This window comes from Delftia sp. Cs1-4, from assembly GCF_000214395.1.
In the GTDB taxonomy this organism is placed as follows: Bacteria; Pseudomonadota; Gammaproteobacteria; order Burkholderiales; family Burkholderiaceae_C; genus Comamonas; species Comamonas acidovorans.
The window spans coordinates 4,189,187-4,205,771 of sequence record NC_015563.1 but is presented as its reverse complement, the minus strand read 5'-3'; the positions used below and the strand labels follow the sequence as shown (position 1 = coordinate 4,205,771).

Annotated in this window: 14 protein-coding genes; 8 read left to right on the top strand and 6 right to left on the bottom strand. The window is 67.7% G+C overall.

Features of this window, described 5'->3' with window-relative positions:
* Positions 1 to 3: 3 nt before the first annotated feature.
* Together DELCS14_RS18305 and DELCS14_RS18300 are read right to left on the bottom strand one after the other, a co-directional pair.
* The gene (locus tag DELCS14_RS18305; RefSeq protein ID WP_013802998.1) at positions 4 to 1,023 is read right to left on the bottom strand and encodes a zinc-binding alcohol dehydrogenase family protein; all 1,020 of its coding nucleotides are present in this window, start codon (positions 1,021 to 1,023) and stop codon (positions 4 to 6) included.
* A 59-nt stretch (positions 1,024 to 1,082) separates the two neighbouring features.
* Entirely contained in the window at positions 1,083 to 2,189 is a 1,107-nt protein-coding gene (locus DELCS14_RS18300) for an alkene reductase (RefSeq protein ID WP_013802997.1), read from the bottom strand.
* A 220-nt stretch (positions 2,190 to 2,409) separates the two neighbouring features.
* Between DELCS14_RS18300 and DELCS14_RS18295 the strand changes: the two genes are divergently transcribed.
* Positions 2,410 to 2,970, top strand: coding sequence for a dihydrofolate reductase family protein (locus tag DELCS14_RS18295; RefSeq protein WP_013802996.1), 561 nt, complete (start codon positions 2,410 to 2,412; stop codon positions 2,968 to 2,970).
* 29 nt (positions 2,971 to 2,999) lie between these two features.
* On the opposite strand, the gene DELCS14_RS18290 is transcribed toward DELCS14_RS18295, so the two are convergent.
* The 3 genes from DELCS14_RS18290 to DELCS14_RS18280 form a co-directional block, all read right to left on the bottom strand.
* A complete protein-coding gene (locus DELCS14_RS18290; protein ID WP_013802995.1) occupies positions 3,000 to 3,950 on the bottom strand; it encodes a LysR family transcriptional regulator in 951 nt (316 codons plus the stop codon).
* A gap of 132 nt (positions 3,951 to 4,082) precedes the next feature.
* Complete coding sequence (locus tag DELCS14_RS18285; protein ID WP_013802994.1) at positions 4,083 to 5,597, bottom strand: 4-hydroxyphenylacetate 3-hydroxylase family protein; 1,515 nt, start codon at positions 5,595 to 5,597, stop codon at positions 4,083 to 4,085.
* Positions 5,597 to 6,745 carry a branched-chain amino acid ABC transporter substrate-binding protein gene (locus DELCS14_RS18280; RefSeq protein ID WP_013802993.1) on the bottom strand — a complete coding sequence of 383 codons (1,149 nt, stop codon included), beginning with the start codon at positions 6,743 to 6,745 and terminating at the stop codon, positions 5,597 to 5,599. The genes DELCS14_RS18285 and DELCS14_RS18280 overlap by 1 nt, the downstream gene beginning before the upstream one ends.
* Before the next feature lie 286 nt (positions 6,746 to 7,031).
* On the opposite strand from DELCS14_RS18280, the gene DELCS14_RS18275 reads away from it, so the two are divergent.
* The 7 genes from DELCS14_RS18275 to DELCS14_RS18245 all read left to right on the top strand — a co-directional run bounded on the left by DELCS14_RS18275 (position 7,032) and on the right by DELCS14_RS18245 (position 13,249).
* A complete protein-coding gene (locus DELCS14_RS18275; RefSeq protein WP_013802992.1) occupies positions 7,032 to 7,949 on the top strand; it encodes a branched-chain amino acid ABC transporter permease in 918 nt (305 codons plus the stop codon).
* The gene (locus DELCS14_RS18270; protein ID WP_012204871.1) at positions 7,949 to 9,130 is read left to right on the top strand and encodes a branched-chain amino acid ABC transporter permease; all 1,182 of its coding nucleotides are present in this window, start codon (positions 7,949 to 7,951) and stop codon (positions 9,128 to 9,130) included. Before DELCS14_RS18275 ends, DELCS14_RS18270 begins: the two co-directional genes overlap by 1 nt.
* Complete coding sequence (locus DELCS14_RS18265) at positions 9,120 to 9,956, top strand: ABC transporter ATP-binding protein (protein WP_013802991.1); 837 nt, start codon at positions 9,120 to 9,122, stop codon at positions 9,954 to 9,956. Before DELCS14_RS18270 ends, DELCS14_RS18265 begins: the two co-directional genes overlap by 11 nt.
* Positions 9,949 to 10,647 (top strand): ABC transporter ATP-binding protein, encoded by a 699-nt coding sequence (locus DELCS14_RS18260; RefSeq protein WP_013802990.1) that lies wholly within the window; start codon positions 9,949 to 9,951, stop codon positions 10,645 to 10,647. Before DELCS14_RS18265 ends, DELCS14_RS18260 begins: the two co-directional genes overlap by 8 nt.
* Before the next feature lie 115 nt (positions 10,648 to 10,762).
* Positions 10,763 to 12,037 carry an NAD(P)/FAD-dependent oxidoreductase gene (locus DELCS14_RS18255; RefSeq protein WP_013802989.1) on the top strand — a complete coding sequence of 425 codons (1,275 nt, stop codon included), beginning with the start codon at positions 10,763 to 10,765 and terminating at the stop codon, positions 12,035 to 12,037.
* Positions 12,038 to 12,083: 46 nt separating this feature from the next.
* Positions 12,084 to 12,518: a RidA family protein gene (locus tag DELCS14_RS18250; protein WP_013802988.1), complete on the top strand. Its 435-nt coding sequence runs from the start codon at positions 12,084 to 12,086 to the stop codon at positions 12,516 to 12,518.
* Between the two features lie 53 nt (positions 12,519 to 12,571).
* Positions 12,572 to 13,249 carry a DUF1028 domain-containing protein gene (locus tag DELCS14_RS18245; RefSeq protein WP_013802987.1) on the top strand — a complete coding sequence of 226 codons (678 nt, stop codon included), beginning with the start codon at positions 12,572 to 12,574 and terminating at the stop codon, positions 13,247 to 13,249.
* Positions 13,250 to 13,316: 67 nt separating this feature from the next.
* Here DELCS14_RS18245 and DELCS14_RS18240 read toward each other — a convergent pair whose 3' ends face one another.
* The gene (locus DELCS14_RS18240) at positions 13,317 to 16,313 is read right to left on the bottom strand and encodes a diguanylate cyclase (protein ID WP_228676789.1); all 2,997 of its coding nucleotides are present in this window, start codon (positions 16,311 to 16,313) and stop codon (positions 13,317 to 13,319) included.
* Positions 16,314 to 16,585: the final 272 nt, after the last annotated feature.

Below are 16,585 nucleotides of genomic sequence, written 5' to 3'. Positions count from 1 at the left end.
GGCTCAGCCCCAGTTCTCCAGCACCACCTTGCCGCGCGCCTTGCCCGACTCGATCAGGGCATGGGCGCGCTTGAGGTTGTCGGCGTTGATGCTGCCGAAGCGCTCGGCCAGCGTGGTGCGGATCAGGCCGGCATCGACCAGTGCGGCAACCTCGTTGAGCAGGCGGTGCTGGCCGATCATGTCGTCGGTGCCGAACAGGGCGCGGGTGAACATCAATTCCCAGTGCACCGACACCGACTTGCGCTTGAGCTTGGTGATGTCCAGCGACGCGGGATCGTCGATCAGGCCGAATTTTCCCTGGGGCGCGATCGCCTCGACGATCTGTGCGAAGTGCAGGTCGGTCTGCGTGAGGCTCACGATGTGGTCCACCGTGGGAAAGCCGATGCGCTTGAGTTCGTCGGCAATCGGCTGGCTGTGATCGATCACGTGGTGGGCGCCGAGCTCCTTGACCCAGGCCTGCGTCTCGGGCCGCGATGCGGTGCCGATGACGGTAAGGCTGGTCAGCCGCGTGGCCAGCTGTGTGAGGATGGAGCCCACGCCGCCGGAGGCGCCGATGATGAGCAGCGTCTTGTGGCTGGGGTGCTTGCCCGGCGCGATGCCCAGGCGGTCGAACAGCATCTCCCACGCGGTGATGGCGGTCAGGGGCAGGGCCGCAGCCTGTGCGAAGTCCAGCGACTTGGGCGCGTGGCCCACGATGCGCTCGTCCACCAGGTGCAGTTCGCTGTTCGTGCCAGGGCGCGCAATGGAGCCGGCGTACCAGACGCGGTCGCCCGGCTTGAACAGCGTGACTTCGGGGCCCACGGCCTTGACGATGCCGCTGGCATCCCAGCCCAGCACCTTGTGCGTCTGCCCCTCGGCGGGCGCGCCGCTGGCGCGCACCTTGGTGTCCACCGGATTGACGGACACGGCCCTGACTTCGACCAGCAGGTCGCGGCCGCTGGCCACGGGATCGGGCAGGGTGATGTCGATCAGCGATTCGGGTTGGCTGATGGCCTGGGGTTTCTGGTATCCAACGGCTTTCATGGTCGTGCTTTCAAAGGTTGAGGAAGAGGGGATAGCAAGAAGGGAGAGCAAGGAGGGTTTCAGGCAGTGGCGAGGGCTGCGTAGTCCGAGTAGCCGCGCGCGTCGCCGCCAAACAGGGCCTTCGGATCGAATGCGGCCAGCGGCGCCTGGGCGGCGTAGCGCGCCGGCAGGTCCGGGTTGGCAATGAAGGGGCGGCCGAAGGCGACGAGGTCTGCCAGGCCCTCGTGCAGGATGGCTTGGGCGCGCTCCGCGTCGTACTTGCCCGCAACGATCACCTTGCCCTGGTAGGCGCGGCGCAGCGCGTGGCGGAAGTCCTGCGGAATCTCGGGCGCATCGTCCCAATCGGCTTCGGACAGGTGGATGTAGGCCAGGCCGATCTCGTCGAGCTTGCTGGCCAGATGCAGGATGGTCTCGATGATCTGCGGGCAGTTCATGTTGCGCTGCGTGATGAAGGGCGCCAGGCGGATGCCGGTGCGCTCGGCCCCGACCTCGCCCGCCACGGCGGCCGCGACCTCTTCGGCGAAGCGCGTGCGCTGGGCGATGCCGCCGCCGTAGGCGTCAGTGCGGTGGTTGGAGGTGGTGCGCAGGAACTGATCGATCAGGTAGCCGTTGCCGCCGTGGATTTCCACGCCATCGAAACCGGCACGCATCGCATTGGCCGCGCCCCTGCGGAAGTCACCGATCACGTCCTGGATGTCCTGTGCGCTCAGCGCGCGCGGTACGGGGCAGTCGACCATGCGGCCGACACCGTCGTCGCCGACCACCCAGACCTGGGCTTGGGGCGACAGCGCCGAAGGCGCGACCGGCAGGCCATCGGCGTGAAAGCTGGCATGCGACATGCGCCCAACGTGCCACAGCTGCAGCACCATGCGCCCGCCGGCGGCATGCACCGCGTCCGTGACGCGGCGCCAACCGTCCACCTGCGCCTCTGAATAGATGCCGGGGGTGAAGCTGTAGCCTTGGCCCTGGCGGGAGATCTGGGTGGCTTCCGAGACGATCAGGCCGGCGCTGGCGCGTTGTGCGTAGTAGGTGGCCATCAGTGCATTGGGCACGTCGCCTGGCTGGCTGGTGCGGCTGCGCGTCATGGGGGCCATCACCATGCGGTTGGGCAGGCTGAGCGGGCCGAGCTGCAGGGGGCTAAACAGGGGCGTGGAGGCGGTGGTCATGCGGTTCTTTGGCGGAGCTGTACAGGTGTTGGGGCGGTGGCGGAAACCCGGTTCGCAAGTCGTCTGGGCATGGAGCGATGTTGACCTGGGTGTTCCAATTGAAAAAGACCCGCAGGACTGAAGGCGGCTTCAAAAGAAATTTGACGATGAGGTCAGGGCGCGGCCCGCACAACAGCCGGGCGGATGGCCGTGCCGCGCCTGCCTGGCTACCATCTCCTCCATGAAGACCCAATACTTCGCCGCCACCTCACTCGACGGATTCCTGGCCACCGAGGACGATTCCCTGGACTGGCTGTTCCCGCTGGGCGACATGCAGGCCACGGGCTACCCGGAGTTCATTGCCGGCGTGGGCGCGCTGGCCATGGGGGCCGCCACCTACGAATGGATGCTGCGCCACGCGGAGACGGTGGCGCAGGAGACCGGGGCGGCGTGGCCCTATACGCAGCCTGCCTGGGTGTTTTCCAGCCGCACGCTGCCTGGTATCCCGGGTGCCGATATCCGGTTTGTCAGCGGTGATGTGCGTGCCGTGCATGCGCAGATGCAGGCGGCGGCCGGTGGGCGCAACCTTTGGGTCATGGGAGGCGGAGACCTGGCAGGCCAGTTTTATGACGCGGACCTGCTGGACGAGATGATCCTGAGCGTGGGCTCGGCCACGCTGGGCCGGGGCAAGCCGCTGTTTCCCCGCCGGGTGCTGCATCCGGTACTGCGCCTGCTGTCGGTTCGGCAGATCGGCGAGGGCATGGCGGTGCTGCATTACGAGGTGCGCAAGAGCACGGGCTGACGGGCTCCCTGATTCGGTCTGCGCGCCGCTCAGTTCGCCTCCCCGCGCCCAGGCGCCGTCATCCCCGGAATGTATTCATTGGAGATGAAGCTGCGGCAGCGGTGCATGAAGGCTTCCACCACATGGCGGGGCTTTTGTTCGCGGGCCCAGGCCAGGCCCAGTTTCATGGGGCGGTGGTTGCCGTTCAGGTGCAGGTTGACGATCTTCTTGCCGTCCAGCGCATGGGAGTTGCGCGGGCGCACGTTGACCAGGGAGTAGCCCACGTCGTTGGCGACCAGGGAGCGCACCACGTCGGGGCTGGCGCTGCGGGCCGCGATCAGGGGCGAGACGCCGGCTTCGCGGAACAGCGACATGAAGTATTCACGGCTCAGGGGCAAGTCCAGCAGGACCATGGGCAGCTGGGCCAGCGCCTCCAGCGTGGTGTAGCGGTGGTTGGCCAGCGGATTGAGTTCGCTGACGATGACCATGGGCGGCAGCTGGGCCAGCGGCTCGAAGCAGATGTCCGATTCGGCCACCAGCAGGTCGTAGGTGATGGCGACATCGATCTGCGCGGTGCGCAGCTTGTGGATCAGGCCTTCCTGGTGGTCCTCGATCTGCGTGACCGTGGCCTTGGGGTGGGCGCGCGCGAATCCCTGGCACAGCTCGGGGGCGACCATGGCCGCCAGCGTGGTGAAGCAGCCCACGCGCACGGGGCCGCGCACCTGGCTTTGCGCGCTGCTGGCCACGTCGTACAAGGCCATGGCCTGGTCGAGCAGGCTGCGGATCTCCCGCAGGACTTCGGCGCCTGCGGGCGTGACGGACAGGCCTTGCGCATGGTGGCGCACGAACAGCGGCACCTGCAGCTCGGCCTCCACCTGGGTGATGGCCGAGGAGATGGACGAGGGCGAGACGTGGATGCGGTTGGCGGCCTCGGCAATGCTGCCGAATTCGCCCGCCGCCACGCAGTATTCCAATTGTCTGAAGGTCAGTCGTGTCAGCACGGTGTGCAAGAGGTGGAGAGGGGAGGGCGGCCAGGGTGACCTGCCGCGTAGTTGACCAAGCGGCGGACCGCGCTGCAAGAGGCCCTTCCCGCAAGGCGCCTGCATTGTGCGGCGGTCGGGCCCCGGCAGCCTTCAGTCGCTGGCGTTGTGATTGCGAAACCATTGCGCCACCGCCCCGTCGCCCTGGGCCGGCGCCTGCGTGGCCTTCACGCGGTCCGTCAGGCCGGCGGACTTGCCGACAAAGTCCAGCGGCGCATCCCAGTTGAAATGCCGGTACACGGCCGCCGTCTGGGCGTAGGGCGGGCATTGCGCAAACAGCTGGAAGCTGAGCCGGTGGCCGGCGTGGTCCGAGTCGAGCAGGTCGCGCGCATAGGCCAGCAGCCTGCGGCGGTCGTCGGCCTGCCATTGCGGGCCGAGGGTGTAGAACTTGCGCAGCCAGGGGCCGGTTTCCTCGTTCTCGAAGCTGGCGTGGTCCGGCGTCAGGCAGACCTGGCCGCCGCACAGCTCGCGCACGGTGTTCATCATGTGGTGCAGCTGGCCGGTGGCCAGCGACCTTCCGGTGAACAGCAGGGACTGGTTGGGCATCATCAGCCCGGCCGGGCTGCGCTCGGCCAGCGCGATGGCGGCCGTGAGGTGGGCGTTGATGCCTTCGCGGTAGCAGGCCAGGCCGGCCAGCCTGTCCTGCACGGCCTGCAGCTTCTCCACGCCGGTCTGGCGCGCGTTGTGCAGGGCCGTGCCTATCAGCATGTCGGCCAGCTTCAGGCTGCGCTGCAGGAAGGTGAAGGCCGAGTAGCGGTGCAGCGTCTCGCGCAGGAAATGGGCGGCCCGGGTGTGGCGGTAGAACAGCACGTTCTCCCAGGGAACCAGCACGTCGTCGAAGACCACGATGGCGTCCACTTCGTCGAAGCGATGGCTCAACGGATGGTCCTGGGCCGATGCGCGGGCGGCCAGGCCCGGGCGGCAGATGAAGCGCAGGCCGGACGCGCCCAGGTCGCAGATGAAGCCTATGGCGTATTCGGACTGCGCCGCGTCGCCCCAGTGCGCCAGCCCCGGCTTGGTGAAGGCCTGGTTGGCATAGGCGGCGGCGGTCTCGTACTTGGCGCCGCGCACGATGACGCCTGCATCGGTCTCCTTGACCACATGCAGCAGCACGTCGGGGTCCTGGTCCTGCGGCAGGCGCGAGCGGTCGCCCTTGGGGTCGGTGTTGGCCGATACGTGGAACAGGTCGCCACGCACCACGCGGCGGATGTGGGTGCGGATGTTGGCGGAAAAGCGCGGGTCCAGCTCGTTGAGCACGTCCTGGCCGTCGAACAGCGACCACATCTCGCCCACGCTCTCGTCGCCCACGCGCATGACCACGCCGCCCATGTCCTCCAGCAGCAGGTCGGTGGCGCGGCGCTTGTCCCACCAGTCCTGGCGCGTCAGCGGCAGCTTGTGGGCGATGGGGTGGCGCTCGCCGTCGCCTTCGTCGTAGGTGAGCGCGTCGCGCAGCGCGGCCTCGTGCTGCAGGTCGTACACGCGCGCGCGGATGTCCACCAGCGGCTTGAACATGGGGTGGGTGGTCACATCCTTGACGCGCTCGCCGTTCATCCAGATCCGCCGGCCATCGCGGATGGAGTCGCGGTACTGGCTGCCTGTCCTGATCATCAGCGGCTGGCCCACTTGCCGTCTTTGACCTCGTGCAGCTGCAGCTCCACGGGCACCTGCGTCTGGCCGTTGGCGTCGAAGGTCACGGTACCGGTCACGCCGTCGTAGCGTATGGCGCGGATGGCCTTGGCCACGGCCTGCCGGTCCTTGGTGCCTGCCGTCTTGAGCGATTGCAAAAGGATGCCGGTGGCGTCGTATGCGTACTTGGTGTACGGGCTCTCGGAGTCGGCATAGCCCTTGGCGGCATAGGCGCGGCTCATGGCGTCCAGCCGGGGGTTGGTCTGCGATTTGGGCGTGCCGACGATGGTGCCGTCCGCGGCCGGGCCGGCGATCTGGATGAGCTGCGGGTCGAAGATGCCGCTGATGCCCAGCATGGGCTGCTTCATGCCCAGCTCGGCCATCTGCTTGCGCACGATGCCGGCCTCGGTGATCACGCCGCCGAAGTAGACCGCGTCGGGGTTCAGGCTCTTGATCTTGGTGAGGATGGAGCGGAAATCCGTGGTGCCCACGGGGTAGCTTTCCTCGGCCACCACACTGCCTTTTTCTGCCTTGTAGAAGCTGCCGAACGAGGCCAGGTTGGCGCGCCCGTAGTCGCTGGTGTCGGCAATGATGGCGATCTTTCTTGCGCCCAGACCCGTGGCGGCCCAGGCGGCCAGGGGCTTGTTCTCGTTGACCAGGGTGGGCGTCACGCGCGTGGTGTTGGCGAAGTTCTGGTCGGTGATCTTGGGGCCGATGGCGCCCCAGACGATGAAGGGCATCTGCACGCGGTTGAACACCGGCAGCGTGGCCAGGGCCACGGGGCTGTTCCAGTGGCCTATGGCGCCCACCACGTCGCGGTCGTTGACCAGCTTGAGCGCGGCGGACACGCCGGTCTGCGGGTCGGAGGCATCGTCCAGCACCACGCCCTCCACCTTGAACGGCACGCCGGCCGTGGCATTCCACTGGTCGATGGCCAGCAGGAAGCCGTTCTTCGCGCCCAGGCCCTGCTGTGCGTTGCCGCCGCTGACGGGGCCGATGAAGCCCAGCTTCACGGTGGACTGGGACCAGGCCGCGCCGCAGGCCAGCGTGGCGGCGGCCAGCGCCAGGGCGGATGCGGCAAGGCGCCGGCGCGATGGCAGGAGGGCGGTGGTTGTCGTGAAGGCTTGCATGGTCGGTCGGTCCTGTTCAGGTGAAGACGAGGGGCAGCCATGGCGGCCCGGGGGGCCGGGGCGGCGGGGCGCCACGGTGCGTGGCGGGCTGGCCGGCGCTGTCTGGCAACGCCGCCGGATCAATGTATCGCCGCAACTGCCCGGGACTGGATCGCGTTTTCCGAAGCAGCGCCTCGGCAAAAGCGACGCAGGTTTTGCGCGGTTTCTTGCTTCAATGGTTGCGTGACATGGAGACAAGCGAAGCCCCGCCAAACCGGCCGAACCCGACACAAGAGGAACCCTATCGATGCATGACGCGCTGTTCCAGCAACTCATCAACTGGCTGACCCTGGGCTGCATCTACAGCCTGCTTGCCCTGGGTTTCAGCCTGTTGTTTGGCGTGCTGCAGGTGATTCACTTTTCCCATGGCGACGTGGCCATGGTCGCCCCCTTCATCGCCCTGGCGGCCGTGCAGGCCCTGGCTGCCGCGCTGGGCGGCTCGGCCACCTGGCTGGTGCTGGGCCTGGCCTGCCTGGTGGCCATTGCGGCGGTGGGAGGACTGGGCGTTGCCCTGGACCGGCTGGTGATCAGCCGCTTTCGCAATGCGCCGGCCATGATGCCGCTGGTGGCCACGGTGGCTCTGGGCATCGTGATCCGCGAGCTGATCCGCCACCTGTACCCGCAGGGCAGCAATCCGCACGCGTTCCCGGCGATTGCGCAGGGGGCCGTTCCCACCCCGTTCGGGCCGCTGCCCCTGATCAGCGTGGTCTCGGTGCTGGTGGCGGTGGCGCTGGTGGGCGTGCTGCTGTACGTGCTGCACCACACGCCGATGGGCATGCGCATACGCGCCGTGTCGCAGGACCGCGAAACCGCGCGGCTGTTCTCCATTGCGCCGGGGCCGGTGTTTCGCAACACCTTCTTCATTGCCTCGGCCACCGGCGCGGTGGGCGGCATCTTCCTGGCCAGCTATGCGGGCGTGGTGCGCTTTGACTTCGGCGTGCAGGCGGGCCTGATCGGCTTTTCCGCCGCGGTGGTCGGCGGTCTGGGGCGGCTGGGGGGCGCCATTGTCGGCAGCCTGCTGATTGCGGCCATCGAGACCATCGTGCAGGGCTATGTGCCCAATGGCACCTCGTACCGGCTGGTGTTCGTATTCGCCCTGGTGATCCTGGTGCTGATCTTTCGCCCCGCCGGCCTGTTCGGCGTTCAGAAAATGGAGAAGGTGTGATGCAGACAACGACGATACAGGCGCCGCCGCGCGCGGCTCCACGGAGTGCGGGCTCGGCCGCCATCGTGCTGGGCGTGGCCCTGGCGGGCGCCGTGCTGCTGCGCCAGTTCCTGCTGGCCGAAAGCTGGATCACGGTGCTGGCGCTGCTGGCCTGCTTTGCCGTGGCCCTGGTCGCGGTGCAGAAACGCCCGCTGGTGGAGGACCGCATCGTGGCCGCCTTCGGCCAGTGCAGGCCGCTGGCCGTGGGCACGGGCGTGGTGCTGGCGCTGGTCTTTCCGTGGGTGCTGGGCGGTGACAGCTACGCCATGCACCTGATGATCATCGCCTGCCTGTACGCGGTGCTGGCGCTGGCGCTGAACTTCCAGCTGGGCAGCGCCAACATACCGAACTTCGCCACCGGCGCGTCCTACGGCATCGGCGCCTATGCGTCGGCCCTGCTGGCCATCCACTTCGGCGTGAGCTTCTGGATCTGCCTGCTGGTGGCCGCCGCCGTGGCCACGGTCTTCGGCTTTTTGCTGGGCCTGCCGTCCATGCGCACCCGCGACAGCTACCAGGCGCTGGTGACGATCGCCTTCGGCATCGTCGTGCACCAGCTGCTGATGAACCTGGAGTGGACGGGCGGCGCCAACGGCCTGGTGGGCATTCCTTCGCCCACATTGTTCGGGCATTCGTTCAACGACCCCATCACGCTGTGGGGCCACAGCCTGCCGGGCCAGGCCAACTTCTACTACGTGGCCGTCGCCCTGCTGGGGCTGGCCATCGTCTCGGCGCAGCGCCTGCACAGCTCGCGCGTGGGCCTGGCCTGGAATGCCCTGCGCGACGACGAGATCGCCGCGCGCGCCTGCGGCATCAACGTCACCTGGTTCAAGGTCAAGGCCTTTGCGGTGGACGCCTTCCTGGCGGGCTTCGCGGGCACGGTGTATGCGTTCTATGTGAGCTTCATCTCGCCGGACAACTTCACCTTCCTGGTGTCCGTGACCATCATGACGCTGGTGATCGCAGGCGGCATGGACAACACGCTGGGCGTGATCGTCGGCGCCTTCCTGCTGACCATGCTGCCGGAGAAGCTGCGGGCGTTTTCCGACTACCGCATCCTGTTCTACGGCCTGGTGGTGATCGCCTTCCTCATCATCCGCCCGCGCGGCATCTTCCCCCAACGGGTGCGCAACCATGAGCATTGATTCCCCTCCCACCCATCCCACCCACCATGCCGCGCCCGCAGGCCCGCTGGTCCTTGAGGGGCGTGGCCTGACCATGCGCTTCGGCGGCCTGACGGCGGTGCAGGGCGTGGACATCCACCTGGCGGCGGGCGAGGTGCTGGGCATCATCGGGCCCAACGGCGCGGGCAAGTCCACCTTGCTGAACCTGCTGACCGGCATCTACCAGCCCACCGAGGGCGAGGTGCTGCTGCAAGGTCGCTCGCTCAAGGGCATGGCCGCGCACGACATCGCGGGCGCCGGCATTGCGCGCACCTTCCAGACCAGCCGGCTGTTCGGCTCGCTGAGCGTGCTGGACAACGTGATCATCGGCATGCACGCGCGCACCCGCTGCGGCGTGCTCACCGCGCTGCTGCGCCCGGCCGTCTCGCGCGCCGAGATGAAGCGCTGCGCCGAGCGCGCCTGCGCGCTGCTGCAAAGCGTGTCCAGCGACCTGCACCAGCGCCGCAACGTGCTGGCCAGCAGCCTGCCGCAGGCCGACCGCCGCCGCCTGGAGATTGCGCGCGCCCTGGCCGCCGAGCCCCGCATCGTGCTGCTGGACGAGCCCTCCAGCGGCATGGACGATCGCGACACCGATGCGCTGATCGCCGACATCCAGCGCCTGCGCGAAGGCAATCCGGCGCTGGGCTTCATCATCATCGAGCACGACATGCGGCTCATCGCCACCTTGCCGCACCGCGTGATGGTGCTGGACTACGGACGCAAGATCGGCGACGACAGCTTCGAGGCGGTGCGCCGGCTGCCGCGCGTGCAGGAAGCCTATCTGGGCAGAAAGGCCAGCCATGCTTGAACTGGACTCCATCAGCACGCGCTATGGCGTGGTGAACATGCTCAACCAGGTCTCGCTGCAGGTGCCCGAGCACAGCATCGTCTGCCTGCTGGGCCCCAACGGCGCGGGCAAGACCACTACCTTCAAGGCGATTGCGGGCCTGCTGCCCGTGCACCACGGCGCCATCCGCGTCATGGGCCAGCCGCTGGCGCGCATGCGCACCGAAGACCTGGCTGGCCTGGGCGTGGGCTTCGTGCCCGAAGGGCGGCGCCTGTTTGCCGAGCTGACCGTGCAGGAGAACCTGAAGATCGGCCACGACGCGCTGCGCCCGCAGCAGGGCTTTGCCCAGGCGCTGGAGCGCGTGGTGGCCCTGTTCCCCCGGGTGGGCGAGCGCTTGACGCAGGCGGCCGGAACCCTGTCCGGCGGCGAGCAGGCCATGGTGGCGCTGGGCCGCGTGCTCATGGGCGAGCCGCGCCTGGTGGTGATGGACGAGCCCACGCTGGGCCTGTCGCCCAAGCTCATCGAGGAGTACTTCGAGACGGTGCAGCGCATCCACAGCCAAGGCATCACCGTGCTGCTCATCGAGCAGAACGCCGAGGCGGCGCTGTCCATCGCCCACACGGGCTATCTGCTGCTCAAGGGCCAGCTGGTGGCCTCGGGCACGGCCAGCGAGCTGCTGGCCAACGACGTGGTGAAGCACCTGTACCTGTAGCGCCGCACGGGCGGCCTTCACCTCCTTCCCTTTTTTGTTGCGGACCACACCAAGGCAGTCGGCACCGCGCCGATGCGGGACGGTCTGCGCCTTTTTTTCCTGAGAGACCCACACCATGACAGCTGAAATCCAAACCATCAACACGCTCGTGGTCGGCGCCGGGCAGGCCGGCATCGCGGCCAGCGAACACCTGAGCCAGCTTGGCGTAGAGCACCTGGTGCTGGAGCGCCAGCGCATCGCCCAGGCCTGGCGCACGGGGCGCTGGGACTCGCTGGTGGCCAACGGGCCGGCCTGGCATGACCGCTTTCCGGGCCTGGAGTTCAAGGGCGACCGCGACGGCTTTCCCGGCAAGGACGAGGTGGCCGACTACTTCGAGGACTATGTCCGCCAGATCAAGGCGCCCGTGCGCACCGGCGTGGAGGTCAGGCGGGTCACGCGCAACCAGGGCCGGCCGGGCTTCACGGTGCAAACGTCCGAGGGCGTGATCGAGGCCCGCAACGTGATCGCGGCCACGGGGCCGTTCCAGGTGCCGGTGATCCCTCCGATAGCGCCGGCTGCGCCCGCCGATGGCGGCCTCCTGCAGATCCATTCCGCGCACTACCACCGCCCCGCGCAGTTGCCCGAAGGCGCCGTGCTGGTGGTGGGCGCAGGCTCCTCGGGCGTGCAGATCGCCGATGAACTGCAGCGCGCGGGCCGCAAGGTGTTTCTCTCTGTGGGCGCCCATGACCGGCCGCCGCGTGCCTATCGCGGCCGTGATTTCTGCTGGTGGCTGGGCGTGCTGGGCGAATGGGATGCGGCCATTGCCAAGCCCGGCCGCGAGCATGTGACCATTGCCGTCAGCGGCGCGCGCGGCGGCCACACCGTGGACTTTCGCGCGCTGGGACACCAGGGCATCACCCTGGTGGGGCTGACCGAGTCCTTCGCCGATGGCTGGGTGCGCTTCCGGGACGACCTGGCCGAGAACATCGCCAACGGCGACGCCAACTACCTGGCCATGCTCGATGCGGCCGACGACTACATCCGCCGCAACGGCCTGGACCTGCCCGAGGAGCCCGAGGCGCGCAGGCGCCTGCCCGATCCGGAGTGCATGACCCATCCGCTGCGCGAACTCGACCTGGCCGCCGCAGGCATCACCTCCATCATCTGGGCCACGGGCTACAGGGTGGACTTCAGCTGGCTGCAGGTGGACAGCTTCGAGCCCGGCGGCAAGCCGCGCCACCACCGCGGCGTGGGCCATGAGCCCGGCATCTACTTCCTGGGCCTGCCCTGGCTGTCGCGCCGTGGCTCGTCCTTCATCTGGGGCGTGTGGCATGACGCCAAGTTCGTGGCCGACCACATCGCCAAGCAGCGCCGCTACAGCGACTACGACGCCGCTGCCCGCAGCAGGTAGCGCGCTCTGAGACACCTTCCCATCCACCCCCTGCAGGAGCCAGACCATGCCCACCCATACCCGCATCCGCATGTTCAACACCAAGGACACCTATCCCAACCAGTCGCTGGACAACGACCTGTGCCAGGCCGTGCGCGCCGGCAACACCGTCTATGTGCGCGGCCAGATCGGCACCGATTTCGAGGGCAACCTGGTCGGCCTGGGCGATCCGCAAAAGCAGGCCGAGCAGGCGATGAAGAACGTCAAGCAGCTGCTGGAGGAAGCGGGCAGCGACCTGTCGCACATCGTCAAGACCACCACCTACATCATCGACCCGCGCTACCGCGAGCCCGTCTACCAGGAGGTGGGCAAGTGGCTCAAGGGCGTGTTTCCCATCTCCACGGGGCTGTGCATCTCGGCCCTGGGGCAGCCGCAGTGGCTGATGGAGATCGACGTGATCGCGGTCATCCCCGATGACTGGCAGCCGCCGGCCAGCGCCTGAGCGTCAACCCCAGCAAGCACCTGGCACAGCCGTATCGGCAGGAGGAAGAAACCATGACTTTTTCAATTGTGGGGCGCTGCGAGCGCACCGGGCAGCTGGGCGTGGCCATCAGCTCGTCCAGCATTGCGGTGGGCGCGCGCTGCCCCTGGGTGCGCGCGGGCGTGGGCGTGGTGTCCACGCAGAACATCACGCTGCCCGCCCTGGGCCCGCGCGTGCTGGACCTTCTGGAGCAGGGCGCCGATCCCCAGGCCGCGCTGCGCCAGGCGCTGGATGACGGCAGCTGGCCCCAGTACCGCCAGGTCACCGTGGTGGACGCGCAGGGCCGTACCGGCGTCTTCAGCGGCAGCCAGGCGCTGGGCATCTTCACCAGCGCCGTGGGGCGGCAGTGCGTGGCGGCCGGCAACCTGCTGGCCAGCGAACGCACCATCGAGGCCATGGTGCCGGCCTTCGAGCGCAGCGCCGACCTGCCGCTGGCCGAGCGCCTGCTGGCCGCCATGCAGGCCGCCATGGCCGCGGGCGGCGAGGCCGGGCCCGTGCATTCGGCCGCGCTCAAGGTGGCGGGCGAGCACAGCTGGCCCATGGCGGACCTGCGCGTGGACTGGTCCGAGCACGATCCCATCGGCTCGCTGCAAGGCCTCTGGGCCGCCTACGCGCCGCAGATGCAGGACTACCAGACGCGCGCCATCGATCCCAGGGCCGCGCCCAGCTACGGAGTGCCGGGCGATGAATGAGGCGGCCGGGTAGCCGGCACATCGCCTTGCCCGGGCGCACGGGCGTGTTGCGGCACTGGCATCGCGCTCACTTGGCGTCTGAAATCATGGGGGTATCGGGCGTCCAGCATGTGGTGCGGTTGCGGCCATTGCGCTTGGAGAAATACATGGCGGCGTCGGCCCGCTCCAGGCAGCGCTCGACCGATGCTTCGCCCTCGTCCATGAGGCATACGCCCAGGCTCACGGTGAAGCGGATCGGGCTGTCCTGGCCCTGTACGGACACGGCCAGCGCCGCCACGGCCTCACGCAGGTTCTCCGCGCGCCGCAGTGCGGTCGGGGCGTCCACGTCCGTCAGCAAGACGGCGAATTCCTCGCCGCCCAGGCGGCCCAGCATGTCGCCCTGGCGCAGCTCCTTGGACACCGCGATCACCAGATGCCTGAGCACCTCGTCGCCCACGCCATGGCCGAAGCTGTCGTTGACGCGTTTGAAATGGTCGATATCCAGCATGATCAGTGCCGACGGATGGCTCAGTCCCAGGCGCAGGTGCTCCAGCTCCGACTCCATGCGCGTGATGAAGGCCCGCCGGTTGCTGGCACCCGTGAGCGCATCGGTCAATGCCAGGGCTTCGAGCTGCGTTTCGCGCCTCTTGTAGTCCGTCACGTCGTGGAATACCCAGCAGTAGCCAAGCAGCCGCTCCTGCCTGCGAAGCGGCAGCAGCTCCGTTTCTATATGGCGGCCGTTGGACAGGGCAAAGATCGTTCGTTGCGACAGGGCACCTGCCCCCGGTTGCGGTGCAGGTTGCAAGGCCGTTGCCATGGCCGGGGGCAAATAGGACAGCAATGTCTGCAGGCTTTTCCCCACAAGGTCCGCGGCGGACAGCGGCAGCTCGAACAGGTCCACCAGCATTGCGTTGCTTGCCCTGATGCACTGCCCCGCATCGTCGGTCACCAGGATGCCCGCCGGAAATTTCTCGATGATGGCCTCCAGCCGCTGCTGGACCTCGTGCAATGCACTCTCCGCCTGATGGCGGGCATCTACGTCGAACAGGGTCCAGATCACGTTGCCTTGGGGATCTTCGGGGTCCAGCAGTGCGCCCTGCATGTCGAACCAGCGCATGTGGCCGCCCTTGACCTTCAGTGCCCACTCGGTACGCACCGTGCCCTTCAGGCTTAGGCGCTCATACAGCGATGCGAAGCTGTCGAAACTGTCGCTGGACGGATGCAGCTGTTGGAATGAGCACTGCGGCTCCAGTGCGCCCGCCGCAAGGCCGAAGCACTCGGCTGCCCGGGCATTGGCGTAGACGATGCTGCGGCGATGGCTGGCGACAAGCACCAGGGCGCTTCCGCGCTCCAGCAGGGCGCTCACCATATGGGTCTGCTCCACCCGTTCCTGGATATCGGTGTGCATTCCGAGCATGCGCAGTGCCTTGTTGTCGGCATCGCGCAGGGTCACCTCCCCGCGCGATTCGATCCATCGCCAGGAGCCATCGGCCTGCCTTATGCGCATCTCGACACGGAATGGGTCGCCGTGTTCGAGGTGGCGCCTGAGCCGTTCCTGGACGCGAGGCTGGTCCAGTGGGTGCAGCAGATGCATGAAGCCGGCCACGGTGAACGAACCGAGTGCCTGATCCGGCATGCCCAGCATCTGGTAGCAGCGGGAATCCCACAGCACCTGGTCCTGTTCGCGGTCCCACTGCCAAAGTCCGTCACGCACGGCGCCGATGGTCAGCCGCAGACGCTCCTCGCTCTCGTGAAGCGCCTTGCGCAGGCTTTCGTCCTGGGTGACATCGAGGATGTAGCCATGCCAGAGCACGGTTGCGTCTTCGGTGCGTTGCGGGCGTGCATGGCCCTGCAGCCAGCGCACTGAGCCATCGGCGGACTGTACGCGGTACTTGCAGGCCCAGTCCCCCTGGCTGCGCATCGCTTCGTCGATGGACTGCCTGAGCGCGGAGATATCTTCCGGATGAACCCGCTGTGCCAGGTCCTGCAAGGCAGTGCCTGCCGTATCCGCATCGATGCAGTGCATTGCATAAAAGCCGGGGTTGGCAAACGACAGAGCGTAGTGGCCGGCAGGGTCCCAGCTGTACTGGAACAGGCCGCCCGGGACTTCCTCGGACAGGAGATGAAAGCGCTCTTCGGACTGGACCCGCTGGTCCTCCTCCCGCCAGCGCTGGAACGCCAGCCAGGCCGTCAGCATCCCGCCCAGAAAAATCAGCAGCGTGCCTATGCCGTTGCGCCACAGGCTCTGCCGTATGGTCTCGTTGAGCGGGCCGAACACGGCCTCGTGGTCCAGCCCCGTGCTCACCAGGATCGGAAAGCCGCTCACGCGGCTCCAGGCATACATGCGCTGTATGCCGTCGGTGCTCGCCAGCGCCTCGTAGGTGCCATGCGTGACGTCGGGGGCAAACAGCGCCACCCGCGCCGCGGGCAGCTGGCGCCCGAGCACCCGATCCTGGTTCTGCGAGCGTGCAAGATAGGTGCCGTCCTCGCGCAGCAGCAAGATCACGTCGCGCGGGCTGTCGAAGATGGCCTGCAGCTGCCGCGACAGGTACTGCGGCGACAGCGACACCACCAGCACGCCCGCAAACGCGCCTCGGTGGTGCAGGGCGCGGCTCAGCTGGATACCCCATTGCCCGGAAACCCGTCCCTGCACCGGACGGCCGATGAAGGTTCCCTGCGTCAGGCCCTTCAGATGCGCCTGGAAATGTTCGCGGTCGAGAATGGACACGCTCTGCGCAGGCGGCTCCGAGGCTGCCAGGCTCGAATACACCACCTGGCCGTTCGCATCGGCCACGGCCACCTGGACGATGGTGCCGGGCGGATAGGCCTCCTGGACGCTGGCGACGGCCCGCCCGAACGCCTGCGAGTCACCCGACTCGTAGTCCCGGGCCAGGTCCCGCAGGGAATAGTTCAGGCCCGACAGCATGGTCCCGGCCTGCGCGGAAACCGCCTGGGACATCTGCGAGACGCGCAGCCATGCCTGATCCCGGGTGTAGCGCTGCATGTACTGGTGGCTGGTCAGCAACGCGGCCCAGTACAGCCCCGCTGCCAGCACCATGAAGCAGACGCCCACGATGATGGCCAATGATGTTCTTGCGTGCGAGCGCGAGGAAAGGGCGGGGCGATGGATAGCGGTGGAACGAGAAGACATGCAACGCAGCGAGACAAGAAAAGAGATCTGCAACGCCAGCCGTCAACCGCAATGACCCACCGATACGGCGCCCCTGCACGCCACAGCGCTCGAGACGCAGGTCCTGCCTGCCGGTGGGCCAGAGCAACCGATATGACTCTGTGAATACGCTGCTCTGTAAGCATGCTAACCCAGATAGGGGCCCGCGCGATAGCCAGGAAGGCAAG

Excerpts from the sequence above, each read along its gene's own strand:
- DELCS14_RS18305 (WP_013802998.1), bottom strand. The coding sequence starts at position 1,023 with ATGAAAGCCGTTGGATACCAGAAACCCCAGGCCATCAGCCAACCCGAA.
- DELCS14_RS18300 (WP_013802997.1), bottom strand. The coding sequence starts at position 2,189 with ATGACCACCGCCTCCACGCCCCTGTTTAGCCCCCTGCAGCTCGGCCCG.
- DELCS14_RS18295 (WP_013802996.1), top strand. The coding sequence starts at position 2,410 with ATGAAGACCCAATACTTCGCCGCCACCTCACTCGACGGATTCCTGGCC.
- DELCS14_RS18285 (WP_013802994.1), bottom strand. The coding sequence starts at position 5,597 with ATGATCAGGACAGGCAGCCAGTACCGCGACTCCATCCGCGATGGCCGG.
- DELCS14_RS18280 (WP_013802993.1), bottom strand. The coding sequence starts at position 6,745 with ATGCAAGCCTTCACGACAACCACCGCCCTCCTGCCATCGCGCCGGCGC.
- DELCS14_RS18275 (WP_013802992.1), top strand. The coding sequence starts at position 7,032 with ATGCATGACGCGCTGTTCCAGCAACTCATCAACTGGCTGACCCTGGGC.
- DELCS14_RS18270 (WP_012204871.1), top strand. The coding sequence starts at position 7,949 with ATGCAGACAACGACGATACAGGCGCCGCCGCGCGCGGCTCCACGGAGT.
- DELCS14_RS18265 (WP_013802991.1), top strand. The coding sequence starts at position 9,120 with ATGAGCATTGATTCCCCTCCCACCCATCCCACCCACCATGCCGCGCCC.
- DELCS14_RS18260 (WP_013802990.1), top strand. The coding sequence starts at position 9,949 with ATGCTTGAACTGGACTCCATCAGCACGCGCTATGGCGTGGTGAACATG.
- DELCS14_RS18255 (WP_013802989.1), top strand. The coding sequence starts at position 10,763 with ATGACAGCTGAAATCCAAACCATCAACACGCTCGTGGTCGGCGCCGGG.
- DELCS14_RS18250 (WP_013802988.1), top strand. The coding sequence starts at position 12,084 with ATGCCCACCCATACCCGCATCCGCATGTTCAACACCAAGGACACCTAT.
- DELCS14_RS18245 (WP_013802987.1), top strand. The coding sequence starts at position 12,572 with ATGACTTTTTCAATTGTGGGGCGCTGCGAGCGCACCGGGCAGCTGGGC.